The sequence below is a fragment of the Sphingobium lactosutens genome (assembly GCF_013393185.1).
GTDB lineage: Bacteria > Pseudomonadota > Alphaproteobacteria > Sphingomonadales > Sphingomonadaceae > Sphingobium > Sphingobium lactosutens_A.
Genome location: NZ_QJQX01000022.1, coordinates 33,340 through 56,602, shown reverse-complemented (window position 1 = coordinate 56,602; position 23,263 = coordinate 33,340). Strand labels below are relative to the sequence as shown.

Annotated in this window: 24 protein-coding genes; 7 read left to right on the top strand and 17 right to left on the bottom strand. The window is 63.7% G+C overall.

What is annotated here, in order from left to right; translation table 11 throughout:
• Nucleotides 1-17 precede the first annotated feature (17 nt).
• From DM806_RS02230 to DM806_RS02200, 7 genes are all read right to left on the bottom strand, one after another.
• Nucleotides 18-2,150 (bottom strand): TonB-dependent siderophore receptor, encoded by a 2,133-nt coding sequence (locus DM806_RS02230; RefSeq protein WP_179041640.1) that lies wholly within the window; start codon nucleotides 2,148-2,150, stop codon nucleotides 18-20.
• A gap of 327 nt (nucleotides 2,151-2,477) precedes the next feature.
• Nucleotides 2,478-3,689, bottom strand: coding sequence for a DUF1624 domain-containing protein (locus DM806_RS02225; RefSeq protein ID WP_179041639.1), 1,212 nt, complete (start codon nucleotides 3,687-3,689; stop codon nucleotides 2,478-2,480).
• Between the two features lie 26 nt (nucleotides 3,690-3,715).
• The gene (locus DM806_RS02220) at nucleotides 3,716-4,324 is read right to left on the bottom strand and encodes a hypothetical protein (RefSeq protein WP_179041638.1); all 609 of its coding nucleotides are present in this window, start codon (nucleotides 4,322-4,324) and stop codon (nucleotides 3,716-3,718) included.
• Between the two features lies 1 nt (nucleotide 4,325).
• Entirely contained in the window at nucleotides 4,326-5,054 is a 729-nt protein-coding gene (locus tag DM806_RS02215) for a HupE/UreJ family protein (protein ID WP_179041637.1), read from the bottom strand.
• A 9-nt stretch (nucleotides 5,055-5,063) separates the two neighbouring features.
• Entirely contained in the window at nucleotides 5,064-5,444 is a 381-nt protein-coding gene (locus DM806_RS02210; RefSeq protein ID WP_179041636.1) for a hypothetical protein, read from the bottom strand.
• A 28-nt stretch (nucleotides 5,445-5,472) separates the two neighbouring features.
• A complete protein-coding gene (locus DM806_RS02205; RefSeq protein WP_179041635.1) occupies nucleotides 5,473-6,216 on the bottom strand; it encodes a DUF4198 domain-containing protein in 744 nt (247 codons plus the stop codon).
• A gap of 166 nt (nucleotides 6,217-6,382) precedes the next feature.
• Nucleotides 6,383-7,801: an aldehyde dehydrogenase family protein gene (locus tag DM806_RS02200; RefSeq protein WP_179041634.1), complete on the bottom strand. Its 1,419-nt coding sequence runs from the start codon at nucleotides 7,799-7,801 to the stop codon at nucleotides 6,383-6,385.
• A gap of 121 nt (nucleotides 7,802-7,922) precedes the next feature.
• Between DM806_RS02200 and DM806_RS02195 the strand changes: the two genes are divergently transcribed.
• Nucleotides 7,923-8,363, top strand: a complete 441-nt coding sequence (locus DM806_RS02195; protein ID WP_179041633.1) for a MarR family winged helix-turn-helix transcriptional regulator — start codon at nucleotides 7,923-7,925, stop codon at nucleotides 8,361-8,363.
• An 81-nt stretch (nucleotides 8,364-8,444) separates the two neighbouring features.
• A complete protein-coding gene (locus tag DM806_RS02190; protein WP_179041632.1) occupies nucleotides 8,445-10,592 on the top strand; it encodes an acetate--CoA ligase family protein in 2,148 nt (715 codons plus the stop codon).
• Between the two features lie 86 nt (nucleotides 10,593-10,678).
• Here DM806_RS02190 and DM806_RS02185 read toward each other — a convergent pair whose 3' ends face one another.
• From DM806_RS02185 to DM806_RS02175, 3 genes are read right to left on the bottom strand one after another with little or no spacing between them, the layout of a single operon-like run.
• Nucleotides 10,679-11,182 (bottom strand): DUF3237 domain-containing protein, encoded by a 504-nt coding sequence (locus DM806_RS02185; protein ID WP_179041631.1) that lies wholly within the window; start codon nucleotides 11,180-11,182, stop codon nucleotides 10,679-10,681.
• Nucleotides 11,182-11,931, bottom strand: a complete 750-nt coding sequence (locus tag DM806_RS02180) for an SDR family oxidoreductase (protein ID WP_179041630.1) — start codon at nucleotides 11,929-11,931, stop codon at nucleotides 11,182-11,184. The genes DM806_RS02185 and DM806_RS02180 overlap by 1 nt, the downstream gene beginning before the upstream one ends.
• Before the next feature lie 14 nt (nucleotides 11,932-11,945).
• Nucleotides 11,946-12,335, bottom strand: coding sequence for a nuclear transport factor 2 family protein (locus tag DM806_RS02175; protein ID WP_179041629.1), 390 nt, complete (start codon nucleotides 12,333-12,335; stop codon nucleotides 11,946-11,948).
• Nucleotides 12,336-12,418: 83 nt separating this feature from the next.
• Here DM806_RS02175 and DM806_RS02170 point away from each other — a divergent pair, with 83 nt between their 5' ends.
• Both DM806_RS02170 and DM806_RS02165 read left to right on the top strand, forming a co-directional pair.
• Nucleotides 12,419-12,820: a nuclear transport factor 2 family protein gene (locus tag DM806_RS02170; RefSeq protein WP_179041628.1), complete on the top strand. Its 402-nt coding sequence runs from the start codon at nucleotides 12,419-12,421 to the stop codon at nucleotides 12,818-12,820.
• A 10-nt stretch (nucleotides 12,821-12,830) separates the two neighbouring features.
• Nucleotides 12,831-13,379 (top strand): MarR family winged helix-turn-helix transcriptional regulator, encoded by a 549-nt coding sequence (locus DM806_RS02165; protein WP_179041627.1) that lies wholly within the window; start codon nucleotides 12,831-12,833, stop codon nucleotides 13,377-13,379.
• Here DM806_RS02165 and DM806_RS02160 read toward each other — a convergent pair.
• On the bottom strand, nucleotides 13,364-14,578 hold the full coding sequence (locus tag DM806_RS02160; RefSeq protein ID WP_179041626.1) for a Bcr/CflA family efflux MFS transporter: 1,215 nt from the start codon (nucleotides 14,576-14,578) through the stop codon (nucleotides 13,364-13,366). The genes DM806_RS02165 and DM806_RS02160 overlap by 16 nt on opposite strands.
• A gap of 123 nt (nucleotides 14,579-14,701) precedes the next feature.
• Here DM806_RS02160 and DM806_RS02155 point away from each other — a divergent pair, with 123 nt between their 5' ends.
• Entirely contained in the window at nucleotides 14,702-16,048 is a 1,347-nt protein-coding gene (locus DM806_RS02155) for an MFS transporter (protein WP_179041625.1), read from the top strand.
• On the opposite strand, the gene DM806_RS02150 is transcribed toward DM806_RS02155, so the two are convergent.
• The 4 genes from DM806_RS02150 to DM806_RS02135 all read right to left on the bottom strand — a co-directional run bounded on the left by DM806_RS02150 (nucleotide 16,045) and on the right by DM806_RS02135 (nucleotide 19,184).
• A complete protein-coding gene (locus tag DM806_RS02150) occupies nucleotides 16,045-16,470 on the bottom strand; it encodes a dihydroneopterin aldolase (protein ID WP_179041624.1) in 426 nt (141 codons plus the stop codon). The genes DM806_RS02155 and DM806_RS02150 overlap by 4 nt on opposite strands.
• Entirely contained in the window at nucleotides 16,463-17,362 is a 900-nt protein-coding gene (locus DM806_RS02145; protein ID WP_179041623.1) for a bifunctional 5,10-methylenetetrahydrofolate dehydrogenase/5,10-methenyltetrahydrofolate cyclohydrolase, read from the bottom strand. The genes DM806_RS02150 and DM806_RS02145 overlap by 8 nt, the downstream gene beginning before the upstream one ends.
• Nucleotides 17,331-18,185 carry a formyltetrahydrofolate deformylase gene (gene purU / locus DM806_RS02140; protein ID WP_179041622.1) on the bottom strand — a complete coding sequence of 285 codons (855 nt, stop codon included), beginning with the start codon at nucleotides 18,183-18,185 and terminating at the stop codon, nucleotides 17,331-17,333. The genes DM806_RS02145 and purU overlap by 32 nt, the downstream gene beginning before the upstream one ends.
• A 126-nt stretch (nucleotides 18,186-18,311) precedes the next feature.
• The gene (locus DM806_RS02135; protein WP_179041621.1) at nucleotides 18,312-19,184 is read right to left on the bottom strand and encodes a methylenetetrahydrofolate reductase; all 873 of its coding nucleotides are present in this window, start codon (nucleotides 19,182-19,184) and stop codon (nucleotides 18,312-18,314) included.
• A 120-nt stretch (nucleotides 19,185-19,304) separates the two neighbouring features.
• On the opposite strand from DM806_RS02135, the gene DM806_RS02130 reads away from it, so the two are divergent.
• On the top strand, nucleotides 19,305-20,099 hold the full coding sequence (locus DM806_RS02130) for an alpha/beta fold hydrolase (protein WP_179041620.1): 795 nt from the start codon (nucleotides 19,305-19,307) through the stop codon (nucleotides 20,097-20,099).
• Entirely contained in the window at nucleotides 20,100-21,500 is a 1,401-nt protein-coding gene (desA, locus tag DM806_RS02125) for a syringate O-demethylase (RefSeq protein ID WP_179041619.1), read from the top strand.
• 130 nt (nucleotides 21,501-21,630) lie between these two features.
• On the opposite strand, the gene DM806_RS02120 is transcribed toward desA, so the two are convergent.
• Both DM806_RS02120 and DM806_RS02115 read right to left on the bottom strand, forming a co-directional pair.
• Complete coding sequence (locus DM806_RS02120) at nucleotides 21,631-21,978, bottom strand: hypothetical protein (protein WP_179041618.1); 348 nt, start codon at nucleotides 21,976-21,978, stop codon at nucleotides 21,631-21,633.
• Between the two features lie 515 nt (nucleotides 21,979-22,493).
• Entirely contained in the window at nucleotides 22,494-23,255 is a 762-nt protein-coding gene (locus DM806_RS02115) for an IclR family transcriptional regulator (protein WP_179041617.1), read from the bottom strand.
• Nucleotides 23,256-23,263 lie beyond the last annotated feature (8 nt).

Genomic DNA, 23,263 nt, shown 5'->3' with positions numbered 1-23,263 from the left:
CGCCCCGACCTATGCCATCAGAAGTTGAAGCTCGCGCGGACGGTGAACGAGCGCGGCATGCCGGGCTGGATCCACAGCGCCGAATAGGAGCTGGCATAATATTTCTTGTTGAACAGGTTGTTCACGTCCGCCGACAGCTTGATCTGCTCGGTGATGTTGAACGATCCCAGCACCTTGGCGATGGTATAGCTCGGCAGGTAGAAATCCGCCGCCGTCTGGCCCAGGCGCTTGCTGACATGGGTTACGCCCGCGCCCAGCATCGCTTCATGATCACCGATGGAGAAATTCTTGAACAGCAGGGCATTACCCTGATGCTTGGGAATGTTGATCAGCGGATCATTCTTGCTAACCCCGGCAGAGGCATAGTCGTCGGCCCAGCCTGCGTCGGTGTAGGCATAGGTCAGGAACAGTTCGAAGCCGCCGGGCAGTTTGGCGTTGACGTCGAACTCCACGCCTTGGCTCTTGGCCTCACCCACCGCGATCGAAAGGCCGGTCAGCAGGTCGGCGGTCAGGACGTTGCTCTTCTTCATCTTGTAGAGCGACAGCGTGCTGGTCAGCTTGCCATCCGGCGTCACGAACTTCGCGCCGACTTCATAGCTTTTGCTGACTTCCGGGGCGAAGGGATTGTTGTTGACGTCGACGCCGCTGTTCGGCCGGAACCCCTTGCCATAGCTAGCGTAGAAGGAGAGGCTGCTGGTCGGTTCGAACACCAGTCCCGCCATTGGGCTGAACTTGGTATAGGCCGCCGGATTGGTGGTGCCCAGACGGTTGTCGATATTCTGGCTGAAATCGTCGTAGCGACCGCCGAACCGGACTTTGAACTGTTCGGTAATCTCAATCTGATCCTGGGCATAGATGCCCCAAGCCTTCTGGATTTCCGTCGAATTCTGGATCACGGACGTCGGTGTCGGCGCAGGGATGGTGTAATCTGGGTTGAAGATGTCGATCGAATAGGACTGGTCTGCGGCGGTCGGGCGATAGCGCAGCTGGAACGTGTTGATCTTGAACTTGTCCCAGTCCCCGCCGATGCGGATATTATGCACGATGGAGCCGGTTTCCAGCTTGCCGCTGATTTCGCCACGGAACACCATATGGGTGGTGCTGTAATCGCGATACCGGCGCTGGCGCGACAAAGTGCGCCCGTCATTGTCGAGCATCTGGCGGCCCAACGCCAGTTCGGGATCGCTGGAATAGCCCTCGAACGTGGTATGCTTGTAGCCGGCGCCCAGCATCAGCGTCCAGTCGTCGTTGAAGTCGTGCTGATATTGCGCCTGATGGCCCAGCACGCCGATCTTGATCGGACCGTCATTGGGGTTGCTCAGGAAGCGCGAATTGGGGATGGCGCCCAGATTATAGCTGGTGGTGCCATTGGCATTGACCGTCGGAATGGCGACCACGCCGCGATCGAACGGCACTTCCTGGTTCACATATTCCAGTTCGTAGGTGAAGATGTCCTTGTCCGACAGCTTTGCCAGGAAGGACGGGGTCAGCGTATATTTCTGCGTTTCCACCGTGTCGCGGAAGCTTTCCGCCTTTTCGACAGAGCCGTTGATGCGGACGGCCACGCTGTCGGTGAGCGGCAGGTTATAGTCGCCCTCGGCGCGATAGGTTTCCCAGCTGCCGCCCGATACGGAGAAGCTGCCACCCTGTTCGAAGGTCGGCTTCTTGGTGACGATGTTGATCGTGCCGCCCGGCTCGCCGCGCCCGAAGAGCGCGGAGTTCGGTCCCTTCAGCACCTCGATCCGTTCGACATTCGATGCGTCGCGCGGACCGCCATAGCCGCGGCCGCCGTTGAAACCGTTGACCAGGAAGCCGCTCGGGAAATTCTCGTCGCCGGCAAAGCCGCGGATCGCGAAACTGTCCCACAGGCCGCCGAAATTATTCTGCTTCGACACGCCGCTCGCCAGTTCCAGCGCGGTGTCGAGGCGGGTGATGTTGAGGTCGTCGAGCAGCTTGCCTTCCAGGAACTGGACCGCCTGCGGGATTTCCTTGACCGGCGTATCGCCGAAATATTGGCGTTTGAGGCCGGTGACGACGATTTCGCCGTCGGGCGTCGCGGGGGCCGGCTCCTGGGCTTGAGCGGCGGACGTCAGTGCGATGGCGGCGGTGCTGGCGACGAAGGCCAGGCGGAGGGCCGATGAAGTGCGCATAATGCTGTAACCCCTTGTAAAATCGCTGTTCCCTTATGTCCTGCGAAACGGGGGGATCGGGCTTTTCCACCTTGCCCCGCGCGGACTTTGTCCTGTCGTCGGGGCCGATCCTTGGGTGATTTCCCACCTCTTCTTGGTTTCAAGGCTAAGGTTGAGTGACGGAAATATTACGTCAAACTTGGCTCATGGGACGGCGCAAAATTGTGAATCTTGGCTTCCTACGGCACGAAAATGCGGCGTCCTCTTCTGCGATCGGAAAGCGTGGAAAGCCCGAAAAATGGCCGCCTTCGAAGGGAAGGCGGCCAAGGCGACCCTAACGCAGGACCGTCAGAGATATTTGAGCCACCATATGTCCTTGCGGCGCTGCTTGAGCTGCGCGAACCAGCGGGTGGGGAAATAGAGGACAGGGATCAAAATGAAGACCCAGATCCACACCCAGCGCAGATGATCGACGCCGAACACCGTGCCCTTGGTCGGGCCGTACAGCAGCAGCGCGACATTATAGATCGCCTTCAGCACATAGAGGTGCAGCACATAATAGAACATCGGTGCGCCGCCCAACAAGGCGAGATGCGGCATCGCCTTGCTGTCCTGAAACGTCTCGAACAGCGCCAGCAACAGGCAGCCGGTGCCCACGGTGGGCATCAGGAACAGCAGGGACGGCGGATATTTGGTGAGCGCCAGGAAGCTCATCGTCGTGCGAAGCGGCGTTTCCGCGACGAACCAAGGCTTGTCGCCATAGATGTTGAGATAGCGGATGACGACGAATCCGACGATCAGGCCAAGGCCGAGCATGGTCAGCCGTCTGATGCGGCGCTCCGGATCGCTGCCCCGTGCAAACCACGGACCGCAGGCATAGCCCAGCAGGATGACGCCGATCCACGGCAGGACCGGATAGGTCGTCTTGAACAGGATTCCGCCAATTTCGAACTTGTCCCGCTGGTGCAGCATCGCCCAGGGAATGAAGAAAGGCGAGTCCGCTGTCAGCCGGATCGGATCGAGCAGATTGTGCAGGCAGACGATCGCGAGGCCAAGCGCGAACTGCGCCGGCCGGGGCAAGTGGATGAGCGCGGCCAGGCAGACCATGCTGATCCCGATCGCCCAGATCACCTGCAGCCAGATTGCGGTCGGCGGGAAGGCCGGCGCCTGCGTCGGCCAGGCATAGCCGACGATGGTGAACTCCAGCACGATCAGGAACAGGCCGCGCTTGAACAGGAATTCGGAGACCTGCCCCTTGCTGTGCGACTGGCCGTAGAGCCACGCCGACAATCCGGTCAGCGCGACGAAGGTCGGCGCGCAAAAGGTCGACAATAGGCGGGTGAAGAACAGGCCGGGGTCGGTCGTATTGGCATCCACCGGGTCCGTCACCTGCAAGTGCAGGAACCAGGTCTCGCGCACATGATCGACCAGCATGAACAGCATGACGAGGCCGCGCAAGGCATCGATGGCGATCAACCGCGTCCGCGCCTTCGCGGCGGCAACCGGCGATGTGGCGGCCCGAAGGCCTATGGGGGGCGCTTGGCCCGCAAAACTGTTCATGACCCTGTCCTTTGTCCCTTATACGCTCATTCAGCCTTGGGCTGATAGAGATCTTTGTAGAAGCCGACCGTCTTGACGGTGACGGTGACGGGCGTGTCGCCCTTGTTGCGGAAATACCAGCCATGGATGCCGGCGAAGGGGGCGGTGAAGTCGCCCTGGCCGCCGCTGATCTCCAGTTCCTTCCAATAATCGGTGAAGGCGTCGTCGGCGGCGTTCAGCACCTCGCCGTGCATCTCCGCTTTGATCGGGCCGGTGGATTTCCAGGTGAAGATGAAGCTGTCGCCCTTTTCCATATGGGCCTTCACTTCCTGTCCGCTATGCGGCGGCAGGGTGATGGTCATCTCATCCTGCCGCCAAGGCGTGGATTTGGAGATGCTGGCCTTGCTGGGCGTGGGAATATCGCTTGCCTTGGCCGGAGCCGCCACGGCAGGTTCGGCCTTTTCCTTGCCGGCGACCATGCCGGTGAGGCCGAGCGCGGTGCCGGCCCCGGTCGGGTCGATGCCATATTCGGCTGGCAGCACGAATAGGGTGACTATGGCGATCGCGGCCAGCGCCGCGCCGCCGGTCGCTTTGGCGAGTGTAGCGGGGGCGGGGCTGATTCGGGTGGGAAGCGCGGATACGGTGGTTGCGGTCATGTCAGGCTCCCTGCGTGAAATAGCCGGCCAGCTGATAGCCGATCAGGACGAAGCCGGCGGTCATCAGCGCGGCGTTCGCGACGATGGCGCTGCGGTGAAAGGTCGAAGTCATGCGCCATAGATTCATGAGAAGGAGGATGATCGTCAGCGCCATGAACTGGCCCAGTTCGACGCCGATATTGAAACTAATGAGATTGTATATCATTCCATCCTTCGCCAGTGTCAACTCCTGCAGTTTCGTGGCCAGGCCGAAGCCATGGAAAAAGCCGAAGATCAGCACCGCCGCCTTGGGATTGGGTGATATGCCGAACCAAGTGCGGAATCCGTCCATATTGTCGATCGCCTTGTAGACCACGGACAAGCCGATGATCGCGTCGATCAGGAAGGGGTTGGCCCGGATGTCGAGCAGGACGCCGAGCAGCAGCGTGGTGCTGTGCCCGATCGCGAACAGGGTCACATAGGCGCCGACATCTTTCAGCCGATAGAGGAAGAAGATGACGCCTGCCAGAAACAGAAGATGGTCGTAGCCAGTGACCATATGCTTGGCCCCCAGATACATATAGGGGATGATATTGATCCCCGACGCGCCTTCGATGAAGGCCTTGTCGTTCTCGTTGACGCCATGCGCCCAGAGCGTGGAACTCAGGCAAGCCAGAAGCCCTCCCAGGAGCAGCAGCGCGACCCGCCGCATGCCTGGAGAAAGAAGCGGTGGGTGGGTCGCGCTGTGCATGGCGGTTCCTTATTTCGCCTGGAAGGTGGCGAAGCTCTTTGCTCCGCTCTTGTCGACCAGCGCCACTACCAGCTTGGCGCCCTTCGCCGCCTTGAAGCCCGGCGCGCTCAGCTTGTTGCCACCGGCCGGCTTGAGGGCGGCCTCGGTCTTGGCCCCGGCGGCCGTCTGGGTGAGCTTGGCGGTGAAGCCGGCGGCGGCCAGCGGCTCGTCCTCCTCACTCAGATAGACGTCCACGCCTTTGGGGCTTGCCACCAGTTCGATCATCGTCTCGCCGGTCATCTGGACCAGCCCGCCATGCTGCGGTTTCATGCTGCCATGGGCGTGCAGCATCGACGGTGCGGCCATCAGCGCGATCGCAGCGAGTCCGGTACGGAAAAGATCGGTCTTCATGCAAAATCTCCTGACAAAGAGGCGTGGGTCATTCGGGCGCATGCGGCAGGACGAAAGACAGCGAGGCGCGATATTCCTCATGATCGACCTTCTTGTCGGTGGTTTCCCCGACATAGATGGCCATCAGCACATTGATGCCCTGGTTGCGCAGCTTGATCGTCGCGGTGCCGTCAGCTGCGGTCTTGGCGGGCGCAGCCTCGTCGGGATCGTTGACATAATCCTGCATGACGGTCGCGCCGGCGACGGGCTTGCCCTTGTAATAGACGCGCACCTTCATCGGCTCGCCCATCTTCTGGGGGATGGCGACGTCGGCAGGCACCAGCTGGAGCATATGGCCTTCCAGCAGCGGCACGGGCTTGGTCGGCACCTGCGTCAGGTGGACGGCATATTTGAAATTATGCTCGGCCAGCGTGGCGTTGGGCACTTCGTCGCGGCCCTTATTGTGCCATTCGCCGTCGGGCGTCTTGCTCCAATAGCCATAATCCATGACGGCGGCGACGGCGGCGATCGGCTCGTCATTGTCGACGACCGGAATGACGCCGGCTGCACGAAGGCGGGTGGCGACCGGCGCCCAGTCGCTGTCATAGCCGCTGACGGTCTTGACCAGCGGCAAACGCTTGACGGCGTCCAGGTCGTCGGCGCCGACGCCGTAGATCAGCGCCAGCTGGCGCGCGCGCTGCGCGAACCAGATGCCGTGGGCCCCGGCGGGTACGGCGACAGCGGCAAGGGTGACAGCGCCAATGGCGGCGGTGGCAAGGCGAGAAAAAGCCAAGTGCAGACTCCTCGGACAGGGGGTGGTCCCGTGGGATCGAGGCTATGACGGCTGCACGATGGAATGTTCCGAATATGCCGGACGGCAGAGCGGAAAATGTCAAAAAGAGAGGGCCGAAGAAGCGATATGCTTCAACGGCCCTCCGACTGTTACAGGCGCAAGACGGTTATGCGTCTTCCAGCGTCACGATGTTGACGATGTGCGCCTGGGTGTATTCCAGCATGCCTGCTTCGCCCAGTTCGCCGCCCAGGCCCGACTGCTTGACCCCGCGGAAGGGGATATTGGCATCGATGGCAAGATGCTGGTTGACCCAGACGGTGCCGGTGTCGATCTTCATCGCTATCTGCGTGGCGCGTTCCACATCCTTGCCCCACACCGTGCCAGCCAGCCCATAATCGCTGTCATTGGCGCGGGCGATGACGTCGTCAATGTCATCATATTTCAGCACCGGCAGCACCGGGCCGAACTGTTCCTCGCGCACCAGCGGCGCGTCCTCGTCCAGATCGCGCACGATCGTCGGCGCGATGAAATAGCCCGGTCGATCAAGCGGCTCGCCGCCCGCCAGCACCGTGCCGCGCGTCTTCGCGTCGGCGATCAGCGCGCTGACCTTGTCGAACTGCATCTTGTTCTGCACCGGGCCGATGGTCGTGCCTTGCTTGGCGCCATCGTCGACGATCGCTTCCTTCGCCAGTTTCGCCAGTTCGTCACAGAAATCGTCATACATGGGGCTGGGCACATAGGCGCGCTTCACCGCGACGCAGATCTGCCCGGCATTTGTCATCGCGCCCTGATAGACCTTGTGCGCTATCTTGCGCGGGTCGACATCGTCCAGCACGATCGCGGCATCATTGCCGCCCAGCTCCAGCGTGACCCGCTTCACCGTGCCGGCGGAGGAGGCCATGACCTTCTTCCCGGTCGCGGTCGATCCGGTGAAGGCGACCTTGGCGATATCCTTGTGTCCGGTCAGCAGCGGTCCCAGCTCATTCTGGTCGCAGACAATGTTGAGCACGCCCGCCGGCAGGATCGACTGCACCAGTTCGCCGAACAGCAGGGTGGTGAGCGGCGTCGTCGGCGCGGGCTTGGCGACCATCGTGTTGCCCGTCACCAATGCCGGACCCAGCTTGTTCATCAGCAGGATCAGCGGGAAATTCCAAGGCGTGATCGACGCGACGACACCCAAGGGGGTGCGATGTTCGATGACGCGATTGCCGCCTTCATCCTTCAAAGTCTTCGGCTCGATCCGCATCGCGGCAAAGGCGCGCAACGTGAACACGCTGCCCATGATCTCGTAGCCGGCCTGGTCCAGCGGTTTGCCCTGTTCGCGCGTCAGCAGGCTGGCGAACTCGCCGATCCGGGCCTCCAGCGCATCGGCGATCTTCAGCACCAGCGCCGCGCGTTCTTCGACCGGCGTCGCCGCCCAGCCCGGCTGCGCCCGCTTGGCCGCAGCGATCGCGCGCTCTGCCAGCGCCTCGTCGGCCTTGGGGCAGGCGGCAAAAGACTCGGCCGTCGCCGGGTTCACCACGCCGAACGTGCTGACACCGGGCACCAGTTCGCCGTCGATCAGCATCCGATATTCATGATCCATGTGTCGCTCTCCACTGTTGCAGCGCCTTGGGACGGCATTGCCTATCGCAATTCGGTTCCGGTAGCTGTACCATATATTTGTGCGCTAGGGATACAGTATTTGGCAAGGGGGTGGATTGGGAATGAAACAGGGGGCCGACCTCCAGTCGCTGATGGGCTATCAGATCCAGCGCGCCAATCTGCGCATGGATGCCGACGCCCGCGCTGCTCTGGCCGACTATGATCTCTCGCCGGCGAAGATGACTGCGCTTATCCTGATCCGCGACAATCCGGGCTGCGACCAGACGGCGCTGGGCCGGGCGCTCAGCATCAATCGGTCGAGCGCGATGAAGCTGGTCAACATCCTCGTCGACAAAGGGTTGATCGAACGGCGTCCCGGTCGCGACCTGCGCACCAATGCGCTGGCGCTGCTACCCCATGGTGAAAGTCAGTTGAAGGCCATGCTCAAGGCGGTCGGCCGATCCGATGCGCGGATGACGGCCGGATTGAGCGCGGACGAACTGAAGACGCTGAAAGATCTGCTCGAACGCGTGGGTGCTGCGGATGAAGAGACGGGGGACTGAATAGCGCTTGCGCCAATTGTATCACTGGCGCACAAATATCTTCTGATCGGCGTTTGATTCGAGGAAGATGGAGAGGTGCGCGTGACGGAAGCGATATGCCTGGGCAATGTAGATGCGCCGGACAGGATTCTGTCGTCGCTGTCGCTCGACCGACTGTTGCGGCCGCGATCGGCGGCGATCGTCGGCGCGTCGGACAAGCCGGGCGCGCTGGGCGCATCGGTCCTAGCCAATCTGCTGCGACAGGGTTTTGACGGCCCGATCCATCTGGTCAATCCGAAGCGGGCCGAGATAGGCGGGCGCGCCTGCGTTGCGTCGGTCGATGATCTTCCGCACGGCGTCGATGTCGCCGTGCTCGCCATACCGCGCGCGGGCGTGCTGGATGCGATGCGCGGCCTCGCTCGCCGCGGTGTCGGTGCCGCCGTCATCTTCTCCGCCGGCTTTGCGGAGGATGGACCGCAGGGCCTGGCCGACCAGCAGGAAATCGCCCGCATCGCCCGCGACGCCGGCATGGTGGTCGAAGGGCCGAACTGCCTTGGCCTCGTCAATTTCCGCGACAATGTCTCGCTGACCTTCATCGAAATGCCGGAGGCGAAGGCGCAGGGCGACCGCCGCGTTGGCATCGTTTCGCAATCGGGGGCGATGGCCGCCGTGCTGGCGACGACGATGATCCATCGCGACGTGCCCTTGAACTGCTACATTTCGACCGGCAACGAGGCAGCGAGCGGGATCGAGGATTATCTCGCCCATCTGGTCGACCAGCCCGATACCGCCGTCATCGCGCTCATCGCCGAACATGTGCGCGACCCCGCCCGCTTCCTCGCCGCCGCCCGCGCGGCGCGCGATGCCGGCAAGGCGGTCGTGCTGCTCCATCCCGGCCGCAGCGCGGCGGGCGCGGCCAGCGCCGCCACCCATACCGGCGCGATGGCGGGCGACCATGCGATCATGGCCGTCCATGTTGAGCGCGCTGGCGTCATCCTGGCCGACTCGCTGGAGGAACTGGGCGACATCGTCGAAATCCTCGCCCGCTCCCCTGACGCAGGGCTGGGCGGTGCCGGCATCATCGCCGAATCGGGGGCCTTCAAGGCGATGATGCTCGACCTCGCCGAGTTGGTCGACCTCGACCTGCCCAGGCTGACCGATGCGGACAGCCCGGCGCTGCGCGCGGCCCTGCCCGATTTCGTTCCTGTCACCAACCCCATGGACATCACCGCCCAGGGTCTGGTCGATCCCGGCCTCTATGGCCGCACGCTCGCCGCGCTGGCGCAGGACGATCGGATCGGCACCATCTTGCTGACGCTGATCCAGACCGACACCGGCACCTCGCATGTGAAGTTCAAGGCGGTACTGGATGCGCTGGCAGCCATCGGCCAGACGAAGCCGATCATCGTCGGCGGTGTCGATGAAGGTGGTGGCGTCCTCGCCGACGATCTCGCCGCCCTGCGCCGGGCGGGCGTTACCTATCTCCCCACCGCAGAACGGATGCTGCGCGCGCTCGCCCGGATCGCCGCCCATCGTCGGCGCGACGCGGCGGTGGCGGCGCTCGACGCCCAGCCCGTCGCCGGTCTGGCGCAGGTCGGCAGCACCATCCCCGAACATCGGTCGAAGGCAATCATGGGCGCACAGGGCATCGCCTTCCCCGCCTTTGAACTGGCGCAGAGCGCGGCGGAAGCCGTCGCCGCCGCCGATCGCCTCGGCTATCCGGTGGTCTTGAAGGCCCAGTCCCCCGAACTGCCGCACAAGAGCGACGCCGGCGGCGTCATCATCAACCTCGCCGATGCAGATGCGGTTGCGGCGGGCTGGGACCGGCTGATGGCCAATCTCGCCGCCTCGCGCCCCGGCCTCGCGCTGGATGGCGTGCTGGTGGAAGGGATGGCGGCCAGGGGCGTCGAACTGATCGTCGGCGCGCGCAACGACCCGCATTGGGGACCGACCATCCTTGTCGGCTTCGGCGGCGTCGCGGCCGAACTGCTGCACGATGTCTGCCTGCTCCCGCCGGACCTGACCCGCGACGCGATCATCGCCGAAATCCGCACGCTGCGGATGGCGCCGCTGCTCGACGGTTTTCGCGGCGCGCCGGTCATGGACATCGGCGCCGTCGCCGATATGGTCCAGCGCCTGGCCCAGATGGTCGCGGCGACCCCGGTGATCGCGGAAGTCGATCTCAACCCGGTGATCGTCTATCCGGAAGGGCAGGGCGCCCTCGCGCTGGATGCGCTGATCTCGCTGTAACCCCTCCCTTCGTTTCGAGCGAAGTCGAGAAATGGGAAGCGCAGTTCCAGCCGCTTCTCGACTTCGCTCGAAGCGAACGGATCGTCTTACGTCAGCGCATAGTATCGCAGCACATTCCCGTCCGCGCGTCGCTCGCCCACGCCGACGAACACATGCTTGGTCAGCCAGTCATGCTTGCCCACTGGCGTTTCGAAACTGGGATTGCCGCGCAGATAATAGTCCTGCTGCTCCACCGGCTCGCCGCCGGCAAAGGCCCAGTCGCGTAAACGCTGCATCGTGTCGGGCTTGCGACCCCAAAGGAAACCGCGATTGTTGAGCAGGATCAGCGTGCCATCCTCCTCCTCCAGCATGTAGCGCGCGTCGAACACCGCCACATCATCCGGCCGGAAATAGGCATAGTCGCCGCCCGATCCCGGCACCGCCCTGCCCCGGATCTTCGGCCCCTCGAACGTACCGCTTTCCACATAGACTGCGCTGCGATTGCCACCCCAGGGGGTGTTGGCGATCATCTGCACGCGCGGAAATTGCAGCCGCACCTCCATCGCGAATTCCAGCCGCGGATTGTCCAGCGTCGAAAACAGATTTTCCATCAACCTAACTCCAGAGTGCCGCCATCGACAAAGAGATTGGCGGCCGTAATGAAACTGGCGTCGTCGGAAGCCAGGAACAGCACCGCGCGCGCGACCTCGTCCGCCCGGCCCATGCGCTTCATCGGCACGGCCGCGATCATGGCCTCCCGCATAACGTCCACATCGGCCGCGCTCATGCCCGGATTGCGATGCAGCAAAGGCGTCTCGATCGGACCGGGGCTGACCAGGTTGAGCCTTATGCCCTCGCTCACCAGTTCGCCCGCAATCACCTTAAGCGCCGCATAAAGCCCGCCCTTGGCCGCGGCATAAGCCGTATTCCCCGGCACGAAGGCATGGCCGCCGATCGATCCCGTGGCCACGATCGACCCGCCCCGGCCCATCAGCCGCAGCGCCTTCTGGATGGCAAAGACGCAGCCGCGTAGATTGACGCCATGGACATGGTCCCAATCCTCCGGCGTTACATCGCGAAAGGGGGCGAACCCGCCCACGCCCGCATTGACGAACAGTGTGTCGATCCGCCCGTCCTGCGCCTCCATGTCGGCGATCACCGCCTCCATCGCGTCCAGATCGGCCATGTCCGCGCGATAGCCCCGCGCGCCCGCAATCCCCTCAACTGCCGTGTCGATCGTCGTCTGATCGCGCCCGGTCAGCCGCACCTGCGCGCCCTCCGCCGCAAAGGCCTGCGCGCTGGCGAGGCCGATGCCGCTGTTCCCGCCCACGACCAGAATGATCTTGTCCCTGAACCGCATGAGTCTCTCCCGGTTCAGAAGGGCGAATGGGGATTGGGGCTGTCGGTCGGCACATCCTGCACCACGTCCCAATGCTCGACGATCATGTCGCCTTCGATGCGAAAGATGTCCATCACCGCAAAGCCTGGATCGCCATCGAACCGTCGCACATGATAATGGACGACCACATGGTCGCCGTCGGCAAAGCGCCGCTTGATGTCATGCACCGCATCGGGATTGTCTCCCCGCACCTTGCGCAGGAAGGCCTTCAGCGGTTCCCGCCCGGTATCGACCCACTGATTATGCTGGATATAGTCCGCCGCGATGAAGCGATCCGCCGCATCGGCATCCATCGGTATCAGCACATGATCGAACATCGCCTGGACCAGATCCAGGTTGCGCTGCTCCTGCGCGCTATAGCCCATCAGCCTCTCCTCACATTTTCTGCTTTCGTTATATGGTAACGATCGTTATCAAAAGAGCAAGAGCCAAGGAGAGGAGAAGCGCCATGAACCGCGCCGACTATGAACGTTATGCGCAGGCCTTCAACGACCGCGACTATGACGCCGTCTTCGACCATTATGCGCCGGGCGCCAGCATCCGCTTCTTCGGCGTCGACCTGAGCGACCGGGACGCATTCAAGCGCTTCTACGGCTTCCTCCACGATCATGTCATCGAAACGCTGACGATCGAACGCTTCGCGTCGGGCGAGGATCTGGTCGCGCTCGAAGGCATCATCCGGATAGAAGCGACGCGCGATCTCGACGCCGCGACATTGGAGGCGCAGGGCCTCGACCAGTTCATGCCCATCGCGAAGGGGGAAGTGCAGCAGATGCGCCAATATATCCATTATCATCTGGCCGACGGCAAATTCACCAGCGTCGGATGCGCCATCGTCGGCTTGACTTGAGCGCCGGCAAATGTCCTATCGGAAGACCATGTCGAACAGCAGTCCCAAGACGACCCCTGCGTCGGCCGAAACCAGCCCCGCCGACACGCTGCACCGCGTGCTGCGGCTGGCGAACAAGCTGATGGCGCCTTTCTCCACCTATCTGGAGCATCGCTACAAGATCAGCCTCAACGAATTCCGCCTGCTGATGCTGCTCGGCCGCTTTCCCAATTCGGCCAGCCATGAACTGGCGGAGATGACCGGCGTCAATCCGATGAGCGTGTCGCGCGCCGTAGCGGCGCTTCAGAAACATGGCCGCATCACCGTCGAGCGCGACCCCGCCAACAAGCGCCGCAAGATCCTGGTCCTGACCGACGAAGGCCAGCGCCTCTACCGGCTGATGCGCCCGCAGACCGACAAGGTCGCGACCTATCTCGTTTCCGACCTCAGGGCGAAGGAGGTGGAGACGCTCAACCACTATCTCGACACGCTGGTCGATACGCTCGAAGCGACTGACGAGGCAGGCAACAGCCGCTTCCTGGAATTCACCAGGCCCGACGGGGATCAGGACGAAGGCTGAGCCGGCCGTCCCAGCGCCACCATCGTCGCCAGCATGAGCGTGAAGCTGGTCCCCAGCACCGCCATCAGCGGCAGGACGGAAAAGGACGGCAGCAGCGACACCGTCCCGCTCGCCAGCGCCGTGATCGCCAGTTGCAGCGTACCGAGCAGCCCTGCCGCCGCGCCTGCGCCTCCCGCCGCGGCATCGAGCGCCGACGTCGCGGCCGGTGTCAGGATCAGGCCCGACAAGGCGAACAGCAGCATGGCGTAAAGCTGGAACAGCGGCAGCGGTACCCACGCCCCGGCGGCCAGAGCCAGCAGGATTGTCGCCCCGATCGCGACCAGTGCCGCGCCCGTCACCAGTCGGCGTGCGCCCTGGGTCCGCATCAGGCCGGGCGCGAACTGGGTCGCGACGATCGACACGACGGCATTCATCGCCAGCAACAGGCTATAGTTCCGGGCATCGAGGCCGAAGCCGCCGCTGTAGATGAAGGGGGCGGCCGTCACGAAGGCGAAGGGAATGGTCGTCGCCAGCCCCGCCACCAATGTCCAGCCCAGATAGCGGCCATTGCCCAGCAATCGCAGGCAGGGCGCCAGCACCGGCTGGCCATGGCTCCGCCTTTCGGGCGGCAGGCTTTCCGGCAATGTCACCCCCGCCGCCAGCGCCGCCACCCCGCCGCCGCAGGCCAGCAGCAGGAACAGCCCGCGCCAGCTCGTCAGCTCCAGCAGATAACTTCCCGCCAGCGGCGCGATCACCGGCGAGATACCGATGATGAGGAAGGTGAAGGCCATCAGCCGCGCCGCACGATGGCCGCTATGCCGGTCGCGGATCATGGCGCGGACGCTGGATGTGCCTGCGCATGCGCCCATGCCCTGGATGAAGCGGAACAGGATGAGCTGCGTCAGGCTGGTCGCCAGTGCGCAGGCGATCGATGCGGCGGCGAACAGCGCCAGCCCGCCCAGCAGCGGCCGTCGCCGCCCGAACCGGTCGCCCAGCATTCCCAGCGGGATTTGCGCCAGCGCCAGCCCCAGGAAGAAGGCGGACAGGGTCCGCTGGACCGCGCCATTTTCGACCAGAAAGGCCTGCGCCATGCCCGGCATCGCCGGCAGATAGAGGTCGATCGCGAACGGGCCGAGCGACGACAGGAAGCCGAAACCAATGCCCAGCCACAGGCTGGGTTCGGCCGGCGCACGGTCCGTCATGGGACTGGCGTTGGTCATGCTACTCTTTCACTCTCTCCAAACAATAACGATCGTTATATTTGTTCGGCGCGGGCGGCAAGCGATTTAGCTTGGCTTATTGTGTCGTCAGCATACAATGACGGCAAAGATCGGGAGAGGATGATGAGCATATCCGGCGCCAGCCTGCCAGCGGATGATCCGCGCGCCATATTGGCCGAGAACAGGATGCGCCCGCTGCAATGCGTGGCGATCGCCATCTGCTTCCTGCTGAATGCGCTCGACGGTTTCGACATCCTCGCTATCACCTTCGCCGCGCCGGGCATTGCACGGGACTGGGGCATCGGGCCGGGCGCGGTCGGCACCATCGTGTCGATGGGCCTTGTGGGCATGGTGATCGGCTCGCTAACGCTCGGCCAGCTCGCCGACCGGATCGGGCGGCGGCGGCAGATATTGCTCTGCCTCGCCATCATCATCCCCGGCATGATCGCCTGCGCCTTCGCCACCGGCGTCGTTATGCTCAGCCTGCTGCGCGCGATCACGGGCCTCGGCCTTGGCGCCATGCTCGCGGCGATCAACGCCATGGCCGCCGAATTCGCCAGCCGCGCCCGGCGCGACCTTGCGGTCAGTATCATGGCCGCAGGCTATCCGGTGGGGGGCATCGTCGGCGGCTGGGGCGCGGCGCAGCTGCTGCGCCATCATGGCTGGGAATCCATCTTCCTCTTCGGTGGCCTCGCCACCGCGCTGATGGTGCCGCTCGTCCTTCTCTTCCTGCCCGAATCGATCGGCTGGCTGGCGACGCGCGGCGGCCCGGACGCGCTCGCCCGGATCAACGCGATCCTGCGTCGGCTGGGCCAGCCGCTGGCCGGACGCATCGCTATTCTGGATGAACCGAAGGCATCGATGGGCGCGCTGTTCGCCGACCGCTATCGCACGATGACGATCGCGCTTATCCTCATGTACGGCCTCCACATGATGACCTTCTATTATGCGCTCGGCTGGGCGCCCTCGCTCGTCGTGGCGCTGGGCTTCGATCCATCCCGCGCGACCATCGTGTCGGTGGCGATGAACATGGGTGGTGCGATCGGCGGCGTGACGCTTGGCCTTCTTTCGCCCCGCCTCGGTCTGCGCCGGCTGGTTCTTGTCGGCCTCGCCGGCGCGGCGATCGCGGTCAGCATTTTTGGTGCGGTGCCGGCCGATTTCCTGATGCTTCAGGTCGCGGCCTTCTGCCTCGGCTTCCTTGCCAACGGCTCGGTGGTCGGCCTCTACGCGCTGATCGCCAATGTCTATCCGACCACCCTGCGCGCGACCGGGACCGGCGCGGTGATCGGCTTCGGCCGCTTCGGCGCGGCTTTCGGTCCCTTCATTGCCGGGCAACTGTTGGCGGCGGGGGCAGGGCGGGGCGTCACCTCGATGCTGCTGGCGTTCGGCTCGGGCCTCGCCGCGCTCGTCCTGCTGCTGGTCCAGATCCGCGCGGCGGAAGAAAATGGTTCTCAGCCTAAGTTGGCCTAACGCCGCACCACCACCTCGACTCCGGCCATGCCCCGAGTCAAGGCAAAGGGCTTGTCCACGCTCACCCGCGCCTCGACGACCATGGGAAAGTCGAGGCAGCGCTCTCCGAGCTTCTGGGCGAAAGTCTCGATCAGCGGGATATGCACCAGCGCCAGATCCTCGGCCGCCTGTGCGACCCGGCGATAGTCGACCGTCTCGCCTATCCCCTCGATCCGGTCGCCGGACAGGGTCAGCTCGACCGACAGCACCAGCGGCTGGCGCCGCCCGATCTCATCGGGATTGATGCCGATATCGGCGAGCAGCGGCAGGTCGCGCACCCGCACCTTGGTGAAGCAGCGTGCAACCGACCCGGTTGGTTTCGCGCCTGGTCGAGAAGCGTCGAATGGCGACTGTCGACCGGGTTCCAGAAGAAGCTCACTCATGCCGCGCCCTTTCCGCTGCCGTCACTGTGTTGCTCAGCAGGCAGGCGATGGTCATCGGCCCAACGCCGCCCGGCACCGGCGTCACCGCCCCGGCATGGCCCAGTTCCTCCGTGGCGCAATCGCCGACCAGCCGGGTCGATCCGTCCGGCTCCGCGACCCGCGTGATACCGACATCGACCACGATCGCGCCCGGCTTCACCCAATAGCCGCGCACCAGATGGGGCACACCGGCCGCCGCGACGATGATGTCGGCCTTGCGCGCAATGTCGGACAACCCGCGCGTCTCTATATGCGTCACCGTCACCGTCGCTTCCCGCTCCAGCAGCAGCATCGCGACCGGCTTGCCGACGATGTTCGACTTGCCGATCACCACCACGTCCAGCCCTCGATAATCCGCGACCACGCTGTCCAGCAGCTTCATCACCCCCAGCGGCGTGCAGGGCACCAGCCCTCCGGTCCCGGTCGACAGTCGCCCGACATTGACCGGATGGAATCCGTCCACATCCTTGGTCGGGTCGATCCGGTCCAGCACCAGCCCCGCATCGATTTGCGGCGGCAGCGGCAACTGGATCAATATGCCGTCGACCGCGCCATCCAGATTGAGCCGGTCGATCAGGTCCAGCAGCACGTCCTGCCCCGTATCGGCCGGCAGCCGATGCTCGACCGAGCGGATGCCCGCCTTGCGGCATTCCGCGACCTTGCGTCCGACATAGACCTGGCTCGCCGGATCGTCGCCGACCAGTATCACCGCCAGCGCCGGGCAATGGCCGGTGCGTGCGCACAGCGCCTCGACCCGCGCCGCCGTCTCCGTCGACAGGGCGCGCGCCATGGCCCGCCCGTCGATCCGCTCCACCACGGCCTCAGGCCTTGAAGACGACAGTGCGTGCGCCATTCTGGAAGACCCGTCCCTGAAGATGATGCTGCACGGCGGTCGCCAGTACGCGCCGCTCGATATCGCGGCCCTTGCGGACCAGATCGTCGGGCAGGTCGGCATGGTTGATCGCCTCCACATCCTGATGGATGATCGGCCCTTCATCCAGGTCGGCGGTCACATAATGGGCGGTCGCGCCGATCATCTTGACCCCGCGATCATGCGCCTGGTGATAGGGCTTGGCGCCCTTGAAGCCGGGCAGAAAGCTGTGGTGGATATTGATGCACCGGCCAGACAGAAAAGCCGCCAGATCGTCGCTCAATATCTGCATGTAACGCGCCAACACGATCAGGTCGGCGCCCGTCCGGTCGACGATCGCCTTGATCTGCTCCTCCTGCTGCCGCTTGCTGTCCTTGCTGATCGGCAGGTGATGATAGGGCAGGTCGCCCATCAGCGACGTCGTCAGCACATGCTGCGGATGGTTGCTGACGATGCCCACCACGTCCATGTCCAGCTCGCCGATGCGCCAGCGATAGAGAAGGTCGCCCAGGCAATGGTCGAACTTGCTGACCAGCAGCAGCACCTTCTGCCGCTCGCTGCGGCGGCGCAGCGCCCATTCCATCCCGCGCTCGCGCGCCAGTGGTCCGAATGCCTCTTCCAGCTCGCTGATGTCCTCTTCGGCGATTTCGAACTCGACCCGCATGAAGAAACGGTCGGTCAGCTTGTCATTGAACTGCTGCGCGTCGGTGATGTTGCCGCCCTGCCTCGTCAGGAAGGTCGCGACGTCGGCGACCAGCCCCGGCCGGTCGCCGCATTGCAGGGTGAGGGTGCAGATTTCAGCCACGTTCGTCTCTCTCCTTGGGGCGTCGCGCTCAGCGGCGCGCGCTAAAGTGATTTCAAGTGAAATGGCACATTTCACGGCTCGGAAATCGCGGAAAACAAAAGGAAATAGCGCCTGTTCCGATCCGGTTTAATCGGAACGGGCGCTATAATCGTTGATCCATTCGACCGTGCGGGCGAGCCCGCCGAACGGATAGAAATGCAGCCGCACCTTGCCATGCTGCGGTTCTAGCCCGTCGGCCAGCGCATCGACCAGCTTGTCGGGACCGGCCGTGCCGATCAGCTTGGTGATCGAGATGCCATATTTGGCGAGCACCGAAGTCGATGCGCCCACGCCGCAGCGCGCGGCAAAGCGCATCAGCGTCTTGATCCCCGCCGGGCCGGGCACGCCGATCCGCACCGGTGCGTCGATCCCGCGGGCGCGCAATTCGGCCAGCCAGCCCAATATGGGCGCGGCGTCGAAACCGAACTGGGTGACGATCAGCGGCGCCATGTTCCGGCTGGCGATCTCGTCGCACTTGTCCGTCAGCACTTCGAACGTCTGGTCGGGCGTCATATTGGGGTGGCCCTCCGGATGGCCACCGATGCCGATCGCCCTGATCCCCGCGCGCTCGAACGCGCCGGTGCGGATCAGCGCCATGCTGTCGGCATAGGGACCGGCGGCTTCAGGCGGATCGCCGGCGATGACGAAGCAGCGTCGCACCCCTGCCTCGCGCACGACCGCGGCCAGATAGGTCTCGAAATCGTCGCCCGATTCCAGCCGCCGCGCGGAAAAGTGCGGCATCGGCTCGAACCCGAGCGCCCGCACCGTCTTCGCCGCCGCGATCCGCGCGTCCAGCGACTCGCCCGGCAGGAAGGTGACGGCGACTGGCGTCTCGGCGGGCATGGCGGGTGCGGCCTCGGTCAGCGCCTCTATGTCCTTGGCGGTGATCTCCAAGGAAAAGCCGTCGGTCATGCCTTTCGGCGGCAAATCCCAGTTTGGATGGATCGACGGCAGGCTCATATTTCTCTCCCGGTAGGACTGGACCCTGGGGCGGCTTGGCGCATCGCTTTGGCGCTCTTTGTATCCCCGGCGCATTTTCCCCCTAGCCCATCATCGAAGATTCGTATAGATGAAATTTTCATGAGTGCGAAATCATTCCAGATAGCAGGCCAGATAGCAGGAGAGCAGGGCGCGACAGCGCCGCTCGTCATCCTTCCGGGGCTGATGTGTGATTCGCGCATGTTTGCCGACACGCTGGCGGCATTTCCCGGCAGCAGGGTCGTCGATGGCTTTTATGATGGTGCGGACAGGATCGAGGCGATGGCCGATCGCGCGCTCGCCCATATGCCGGCGTGCTGCTCGCTGCTCGGCCACTCCATGGGCGCGCGGGTCGCGCTCGAAGTGCTGCGCAAGGCGCCCGATCGGGTGGAACGGCTGGCGCTGGTCGATACCGGCGTCCATTCTGTAAAGCCGGGCGAACAGGAGGGACGCTATCGCCTGCGCGACCTTGGCCGGGCGCAGGGCATGGCGGCGCTGGTCGGCGAATGGCTACCGCCGATGATGGCCGCCGACTCGCTGCGCGACGAAGCCCTGATGGACCGGCTCTACGCCATGGCGGTCGCGGCGGGGCTTTCGACCTTCGAAGCGCAGATCGATGCGCTGCTACACCGCCCGTCGGTCGATGCGCTGTTGCCGACGATCGCCTGCCCGACCTTTGCGATCGTCGGGCAGGAGGATCGCTGGTCCCCTGTCGCCCAGCATGACGCGATCGCCGCCGCCATTCCGGGCGCGCGCCTGCGTGTCGTGCCGGGCGCGGGCCATATGATGCCGGCGGAAGCACCGCAGGCCTTCAACGAAATCGTGCAGGAATGGCTGGACCAGCCATTGCCTGGCAACGGTGTGAACTTTGCATATCAAGTCGAAGGAGAGGTTTGAATGAGCGACAAGTCCCTGCAGCAGCTGCTCGATGAAAAGGGCGATATCGTCCACTTCCTGCGCAACCAACAGACCGGCCCGAATGTCTATCCGGGCGTCCCGGCCGAATATAGCAACTGGCGCGACGAGCAGCGCAGCTGGGCCGAAAGCGCGGTGCTGTTCAACCAGAGCTTCCACATGGTCGACCTGCTCGTCACCGGCCCCGGCGCCTTCGACATGCTCGCCTATCTCGCTCCCAACAGCTTCAAGGGCTTCGTGCCGAACCGCGCCAAGCAGTTCGCGCCCGTTACCCCCGAAGGCTATGTGATCGGCGACGTCATCCTTTTCTATCTGGAAGAAGAGAAGTTCGAACTGGTCGGCCGTGCTCCCTCGATCGAATGGGTCGAATATTGGGCTTCGACCGGCAAGTGGGACGTGAAGGTGGAACGCGATGAGCGCACTGCCGCCCGCCCGCTCGACCAACAGGGTTATCGCCGCAACTATCGCTTCCAGTTGCAGGGACCGAACGCCATGCCGGTGCTGGAAAAGGCGATGGGCCAGACCCCGCCGGACCTCAAATTCTTCCACATGGCGCCGATCAACATCGCCGGCGTCGAAGTGCGCGCGCTGCGCCACGGCATGGCCGGCCAGCCGGGCTATGAACTGTTCGGCCCGTGGGAAGATTATGACACCGTCCGCAATGCCCTGATCGAAGCGGGCAAGGATCATGGCCTGACTCTGTGCGGCGGCCGGACCTATTCGTCGAACACGCTGGAATCGGGCTGGATTCCCTCGCCGCTGCCCGCCACTTATACCGGCGAAGGTTCGAAGGGATTCCGCGAATGGCTCGGCGCCAACAGCTATGAAGGCAAATGTTCGCTCGGCGGCAGCTTCGTCTCCGACAAGATCGAGGATTATTATCTGAACCCGTGGGAGCTGGGCTATGGCATCATGGTCAAGTTCGACCATGACTTCGTCGGCCGTGAAGCGTTGGAGAAGGTCAAGGATCAGCCGCATCGGCAAAAGGTGACGCTGGCCCTCGACAATGAGGATATCGTCCGCGTCATGAGCTCCATGCTCCAGACCGGCGACAAGGCGAAGTTCCTCGAATTCCCGAGCGCCGTCTATTGCATGCATCCCTATGACGCGGTGCTGAAGGACGGCAAGACCATCGGCCTGTCGACTTGGATCGGCTATACAGTGAATGCCGGCCGTTTCCTGGCGCTGGCGATGGTCGATGCGGAATTCGCAGCGCCCGGCACCGAAGTCACCCTTCTGTGGGGCGAACCCGATGGCGGCACGAGCAAGCCGACCGTCGAACCTCACGTCCAGACGGAGATCAAGGCGATCGTGTCGTCCGTGCCCTATTCGGAAGCGGCGCGTGACAGCTATGCCGACGGCTGGCGCACCAAAGCCGCCTGATCGACTCCGATTCTGAGCGGGGGAAGCGGGGGATGCCGGAAGGCGTCCCCCGTTTTTGGTTATGGCTGTGGTGACTGCCTACCAGTTGCGGACAAGCACCGCATGATAACAATTTTCTGAGAGCGGACTGTTAGGTCAGACTGTAAGGATATATAGCTGACCGCACTATATCTGCTGCTTCATCGCTCATCCCGTTCCGCTCTGCCCAAGCCTCTACAAATTCAATAGTAGAAGCTAAAGCCTCCGCCATCCCTTCTCTTTTTGCCATGTATTCCGTGGTATCATTAGTGACCATCAGAGCCTCCAAAAGCATATTCACATATGGATTTGTAAGGAATTCCATACGAGGGCCATCGGAAAATTTAGAATGGAGAAGTATAGAAATGAGCGGAGACGCCTGATCGCGTTCTATGCGGATAACAAGATCATCTCCATCGAGGCTGGTGGTAACACCCGGCGCTGAATGCTGTATGTCCATGGCCTATCCTAACCGACGGTACGATGATTGGAAGATGCCCTCGATCGAATGTCTTTCGTGCAATAGCGGACCGTCCCCTAACCACCCTTTTTCGTCATTCCCGCGAAGGCGGGAACCCATCTCCTGATCTCACCCCAAGCACGGGGTTGGGGAGATGGTTCGCCGCCTCCGCGGGATGACGGTGTGAGAGAAGCGTGTCCGGTCCGCACTCCGCCCGACCATGCGACACGAGCAGCCGCGGCACCCCCAAAACCCTTCCAATGTAGGATTTTGTCTGATCTACCCTTGTAGATGGACCCATATCCCCGCGGCCCCCGGATTCACCTCGCCAACCCGTTGCGTCCGTGGCGCGTCCCAGGCGCGCAACTGTCGCGTTTGTGTCACGTCGTTGTGACTCACATGGCGCGTCGGTGTCGCTTCGGTGGCGCGTTTTTGCCGCTTTTCCGGCGCAATGGACCAAAATTACGCGACGACATCGTGAACTTCGGCCTGTCGCGTCACTGTGACGTAATATGCTAACCCGCCGGCATCTCGGCCGCCGCGAACAGGTCCACCGCCTGTTCCAGCTTGGAGATGGTCCGGCCTTCCAGTTCGGCGGAGAAGCGCGGCACGGGGATGGCGAGGGCGAAGGCGCCGACCGCCACGCCGTCGATCACCACCGCCATGCCCAGGCCGCAGATGCCCGGCGTATATTCCTCCCGTGTGCGGCCGATGCCGGTGGCGCGGATTTCCGCCAGTTCGGCGCGCAATTGTCCTTCATCGACGATGCTGCTGGGCGTAAAGCGTTCCAGCGGGGTGGCGGCGAAATAGGCGTCCAGTTCCGCGTCGGACAGGTGGGCGAGCAGCGCCTTGCCCGCCGCCAGGCAATGGAGCGGGCTGCGCGTGCCGACGCTGATCGAATAGCGCAGCGACTGTTCCGCCGTCTCGGTGACGATCGCCTCCAGCTGCCAGCCGTCGCGCACGAAGAAGGAGGCCGTCTCGTTCATCTGCAATCGCAGCGACTTGACCAGGGGCCGGACCTTGTCGGCCAGCGACATGGCGATGCGGGGCGACGCCAATCGCTCCAGCGCCGGGCCGGGCAGATAGCGGCGACCCTCCCGCGCCAGATACTGCCGCTCCACCAGGGTCGCGAGCAGATAGGACAGGCTGCTGACCGGAATGGCGAGGCCCGCCGCAATTTCCTGCGCGACGACGCCGGCGGGGCGTGCGACGACATATTCGATGATGTCGATGGTGCGCATCGCCGATTTGACGGTGGACGGCGTGGTGCCATTCATGATCGGCG

Coding starts and splice junctions, on each gene's coding strand:
- DM806_RS02170 (WP_179041628.1), top strand. CDS start 12,419: ATGAACCGCGCCGACTATGAACGTTATGCGCAGGCCTTCAACGACCGC.
- DM806_RS02155 (WP_179041625.1), top strand. CDS start 14,702: ATGAGCATATCCGGCGCCAGCCTGCCAGCGGATGATCCGCGCGCCATA.
- DM806_RS02215 (WP_179041637.1), bottom strand. CDS start 5,054: ATGCACAGCGCGACCCACCCACCGCTTCTTTCTCCAGGCATGCGGCGG.
- DM806_RS02135 (WP_179041621.1), bottom strand. CDS start 19,184: ATGAGCCTGCCGTCGATCCATCCAAACTGGGATTTGCCGCCGAAAGGC.
- DM806_RS02145 (WP_179041623.1), bottom strand. CDS start 17,362: ATGGCGCACGCACTGTCGTCTTCAAGGCCTGAGGCCGTGGTGGAGCGG.
- DM806_RS02225 (WP_179041639.1), bottom strand. CDS start 3,689: ATGAACAGTTTTGCGGGCCAAGCGCCCCCCATAGGCCTTCGGGCCGCC.
- DM806_RS02230 (WP_179041640.1), bottom strand. CDS start 2,150: ATGCGCACTTCATCGGCCCTCCGCCTGGCCTTCGTCGCCAGCACCGCC.
- DM806_RS02200 (WP_179041634.1), bottom strand. CDS start 7,801: ATGGATCATGAATATCGGATGCTGATCGACGGCGAACTGGTGCCCGGT.
- DM806_RS02165 (WP_179041627.1), top strand. CDS start 12,831: ATGTCCTATCGGAAGACCATGTCGAACAGCAGTCCCAAGACGACCCCT.
- DM806_RS02160 (WP_179041626.1), bottom strand. CDS start 14,578: ATGACCAACGCCAGTCCCATGACGGACCGTGCGCCGGCCGAACCCAGC.
- DM806_RS02175 (WP_179041629.1), bottom strand. CDS start 12,335: ATGGGCTATAGCGCGCAGGAGCAGCGCAACCTGGATCTGGTCCAGGCG.
- desA (WP_179041619.1), top strand. CDS start 20,100: ATGAGCGACAAGTCCCTGCAGCAGCTGCTCGATGAAAAGGGCGATATC.
- DM806_RS02180 (WP_179041630.1), bottom strand. CDS start 11,931: ATGCGGTTCAGGGACAAGATCATTCTGGTCGTGGGCGGGAACAGCGGC.
- DM806_RS02185 (WP_179041631.1), bottom strand. CDS start 11,182: ATGGAAAATCTGTTTTCGACGCTGGACAATCCGCGGCTGGAATTCGCG.
- DM806_RS02220 (WP_179041638.1), bottom strand. CDS start 4,324: ATGACCGCAACCACCGTATCCGCGCTTCCCACCCGAATCAGCCCCGCC.
- DM806_RS02115 (WP_179041617.1), bottom strand. CDS start 23,255: ATGAATGGCACCACGCCGTCCACCGTCAAATCGGCGATGCGCACCATC.
- DM806_RS02120 (WP_179041618.1), bottom strand. CDS start 21,978: ATGGACATACAGCATTCAGCGCCGGGTGTTACCACCAGCCTCGATGGA.
- DM806_RS02195 (WP_179041633.1), top strand. CDS start 7,923: ATGAAACAGGGGGCCGACCTCCAGTCGCTGATGGGCTATCAGATCCAG.
- DM806_RS02130 (WP_179041620.1), top strand. CDS start 19,305: ATGAGTGCGAAATCATTCCAGATAGCAGGCCAGATAGCAGGAGAGCAG.
- DM806_RS02150 (WP_179041624.1), bottom strand. CDS start 16,470: ATGAGTGAGCTTCTTCTGGAACCCGGTCGACAGTCGCCATTCGACGCT.
- DM806_RS02210 (WP_179041636.1), bottom strand. CDS start 5,444: ATGAAGACCGATCTTTTCCGTACCGGACTCGCTGCGATCGCGCTGATG.